This window comes from Bilifractor sp. LCP21S3_F8 (assembly GCF_052117805.1).
In the GTDB taxonomy this organism is placed as follows: domain Bacteria; phylum Bacillota; class Clostridia; order Lachnospirales; family Lachnospiraceae; genus Bilifractor.
The window spans coordinates 1-3,105 of the sequence record NZ_JBQKIK010000052.1 but is presented as its reverse complement, the minus strand read 5'-3'; the positions used below and the strand labels follow the sequence as shown (position 1 = coordinate 3,105).

The window sequence follows — 3,105 nt, the reverse complement described above, 5'->3', positions numbered from 1 at the left end:
TGTATATTTCGCGTGATTAGTCCGCTCTTCACGGCTAATTAGCCCACCATTAACGGCAGATCAGCCCAGTTGTCACGGAGCAGAGCCCGGTATGGCCGGCGGGCGGATTAGTAATTACAAATGTTTCCATCCGCGCAGCGCCGGCGGTTACTTAAAGATATCTCTGAGGCGGCGCCGCCCGTGTAAGCACATCGCTCGAACGGGCGGGCAGCCAATAAGTTATTATCGTATCAGTGCCAGCAGGGCCATTCCCCTTTGCAGGCCGTTTGTACCTTGACAAGATAATCGCGAAACTCCATGGGATCACCGTTGGCATACATTAGCGCCTTATACAGCTCATAGCCGGGATCGCCGGCATGCCTTGGTGCCAGGTGGGATAAGATATCCATCCGTAGAAGTTCACCGGCTTCTCTGTCCATGCGCTCACTTAGGAGATACCGGGTACTGATACATTCCAGTTCGAGAGACTGAATGTCTGCGATCAGCTTATCAACCAGTTCACATAGTGCAAGGACCACCTCGCAGGAATCAGAACAATCCACTTCGTCGAGAAGATCAGTGGAGGTTATATCAGCCATTGATACTCACCTCACTTTCCTCCGATCCGGCAAAAGCGTGCCTCTTTCGCATGGAAATACGGCCCTTAACATTGATCGCATACTTGTTATGGATGATCCGGTCCAGAATCGCCTCAGCAACGGCGCTGTCGTCGCCTTCAGGCCGGTCACAATCGATACGGTAGTACCATTCATCGGTATCATACTGAGTGCAGAAGATCATCGCTCCTTTCTTGCTGCAGACTTCGAGGATCTCCAACAGATCATATGACTCTGCTTCCGAGAGTGGCCGCAGGAGCCATTCGTCTATAATCAGCAGGTCAAACTTTGCATAAGCGGTTTTGACCTTGTTCTGCGTGTTCATTGCCTTGGCAACCGTAAACTCATTCAACAGATCCGGAAGTCTTATATAGCGCACCTTATAAAGCTTCCGACAAGCTGCAACGCCAAGTGCATTTGCGATGTAGGACTTGCCTGCTCCAGTGGCGCCCTTCAGAATGACATGATGGTTCTCCTGAATGTATGAGCAGGTTGCCAGTTTTGTAATCAGACCTTTATCAAGTTCCCGGTCCTCATGATATTCAATCGATTCCACGCTTGCTGTGGATTCGCTGAGCCTCGCTTCCCGGATGCGGCGCGTGATTGTATTCTGGCGCCGGGACAGGCCTTCCGCATCGACCATAAGGGCAAGCCGGTCTTCGAATGACAGATCTTTATAACGCTGGGGGTCTTCGAGCTGTGATTCCAGTTCTCTGGCCATACCGGGTAGACGAAGAGCACGCAGCGTTTTTACGGTCTCAAGATTGATCATTGTTCATCGCCTCCCTTCCGAAACTGATCCGCGCCGCGGGTGATTCCGCGGCTGTGTCTGGATGAGGAAGGCGTTGATGACGGGACGCCAGTAGTTTTCTTTGAAACAGGTGATTTCAGAAGGATACTTATTCCGCGAATAGATGGTTCTCCGCTGAATCCCAGGAGTTGCCGGCAGGCTTCCTCGATGCGTTCTTTTTTATAACGTTCAGCATACTTTTTGAGGCTTACGCAGGATTTGAATCCCTGCTCCGGAGCCTTTCCTGACTCCAGAAAGAAACGCACCACCTTTTTTGTGTTTGGACCGATGCCGGAAGCCCATGTTTCGAAATCTTCTTTCGTGTAAGCCAGGTATTGCCTGTGATTTTCAGGCATATGTGAGGGAATCACGATCGGGTCACGTCTGCGTCGCCGATCTCTTGGGTGTCCCGCTATCCGGTTTCCGTTGAAGAAGATCTCTACTGTGTCATGAGTCACGCGAACGCTGACCATCTCGCCGATCAGATCATACGGGACGGAATATTTGTTTATCCCGTCTGTCACAGTATAATCGAGAAGGACCGTTTGTTCTGACCAGATGGACGGTTCATACGGATTGGCGGGAAGCGGCTGCATAAACGTTTTTTCTTCCTGAAGATAGGCTTCACGGCGGTTTCCTTCCCGCTTTTTAAAGGGGTAGCCATTCAGCTTTTCCAGTTTTTCCTTTACCGCCGCTTTCGCATCGGCAAGGGAGAAAAATGTTTCATTGCGCAGCGCGGCAAGAATCCATGTAGATGCGTAGGAGACGGTTCCTTCCGCATGAGATTTGTCTCTGGGAGCCCTTACCCTGGTGGGTACAACAGCTGTACCATAGTGATCGGCAAGCTCTGCATAGCTGCGGTTGATAACCGTATCCAGTCTGGTATTCCGTGTTACGCCGGTTTTTAAATTGTCAGGGATCAGGAGCCTCGTGACACCACCAAAGTATTCATAGGCATGTACGTGGCAGAGCAGCCAGCTTTCAGACTGCATGTCGCTGCAAAGTTCTGCGTAGGCATAACAGCTGCATGGGAGCACCGCTACAAACAGATACGCCGGATTAGTGGATCCTGTTACAGGATCTGTGATCGGGAGCGTTCCGCCTGCCCAATCAACTTCCATGGTATCGCCTGGCTTATGGTTGATCCTCATAGTTGCCTTGGATTTCCTGGCCCAGCTGCGATAGATCTCGCAGAACTGGGTGTACTGATAGGGGACGCGTCCAGCACCGGCGCATTTAACCTTATACTCTTCATGAAGCAGGGTAAGGTTGACACCTTTTTTTGCCAGTTCTTCATGGATGTAGGGGCAATCCGGCTCCATGTAGACCTGGGCTTTCTTAAGCCGTTCCGGATAGAGCAGTTCATAGAGCTTTTGGTTGCTCAGTTCCTCTCCGAGAGGCCAGCAGATGCCTTTCTCCTTAGCGAGACTGCTGACATCCCGCACCGTGTGGCGGGAACTATGGACCGCCGCGGCGATCTGGGTGTAGTTGTACTTGAGGCTCAAAAGCCTCAGGATTTCGCGATAATCTACCATGATCATCGTCCTCCTTAAATAATAGTCACACATAATGTGTGCCGGTATCATTATAGGAAAAACGAACTATCGCTGGGCTCCTTTCCGTGAATGGTGGGCTATTCCACCGTGACAGGTGGGCTATCCATCCGTTAGGGATGGGCTAATCGACCGTGGAGACTGGTCTTCTCGGTCGGAATATACA

At 51.1% G+C, this 3,105-nt stretch carries 3 protein-coding genes; all 3 read right to left on the bottom strand.

Features of this window, described 5'->3' with window-relative positions:
- Positions 1 to 230: 230 nt before the first annotated feature.
- Genes ACTQ3A_RS13785 through istA form a run of 3 tightly spaced genes read right to left on the bottom strand, consistent with a single transcriptional unit; the run spans position 231 to position 2,921 of the window.
- Positions 231 to 578, bottom strand: a complete 348-nt coding sequence (locus ACTQ3A_RS13785) for a hypothetical protein (RefSeq protein WP_441101493.1) — start codon at positions 576 to 578, stop codon at positions 231 to 233.
- A complete protein-coding gene (locus ACTQ3A_RS13780) occupies positions 571 to 1,368 on the bottom strand; it encodes an ATP-binding protein (RefSeq protein WP_441101494.1) in 798 nt (265 codons plus the stop codon). Before ACTQ3A_RS13780 ends, ACTQ3A_RS13785 begins: the two co-directional genes overlap by 8 nt.
- The gene (istA, locus tag ACTQ3A_RS13775; RefSeq protein WP_441101495.1) at positions 1,365 to 2,921 is read right to left on the bottom strand and encodes an IS21 family transposase; all 1,557 of its coding nucleotides are present in this window, start codon (positions 2,919 to 2,921) and stop codon (positions 1,365 to 1,367) included. The genes ACTQ3A_RS13780 and istA overlap by 4 nt, the downstream gene beginning before the upstream one ends.
- Positions 2,922 to 3,105: the final 184 nt, after the last annotated feature.

Bases quoted from the DNA above. Each gene is read 5' to 3' on its own strand.
- ACTQ3A_RS13785 (WP_441101493.1), bottom strand. From the start codon at position 578: ATGGCTGATATAACCTCCACTGATCTTCTCGACGAAGTGGATTGTTCT.
- ACTQ3A_RS13780 (WP_441101494.1), bottom strand. From the start codon at position 1,368: ATGATCAATCTTGAGACCGTAAAAACGCTGCGTGCTCTTCGTCTACCC.
- istA (WP_441101495.1), bottom strand. From the start codon at position 2,921: ATGGTAGATTATCGCGAAATCCTGAGGCTTTTGAGCCTCAAGTACAAC.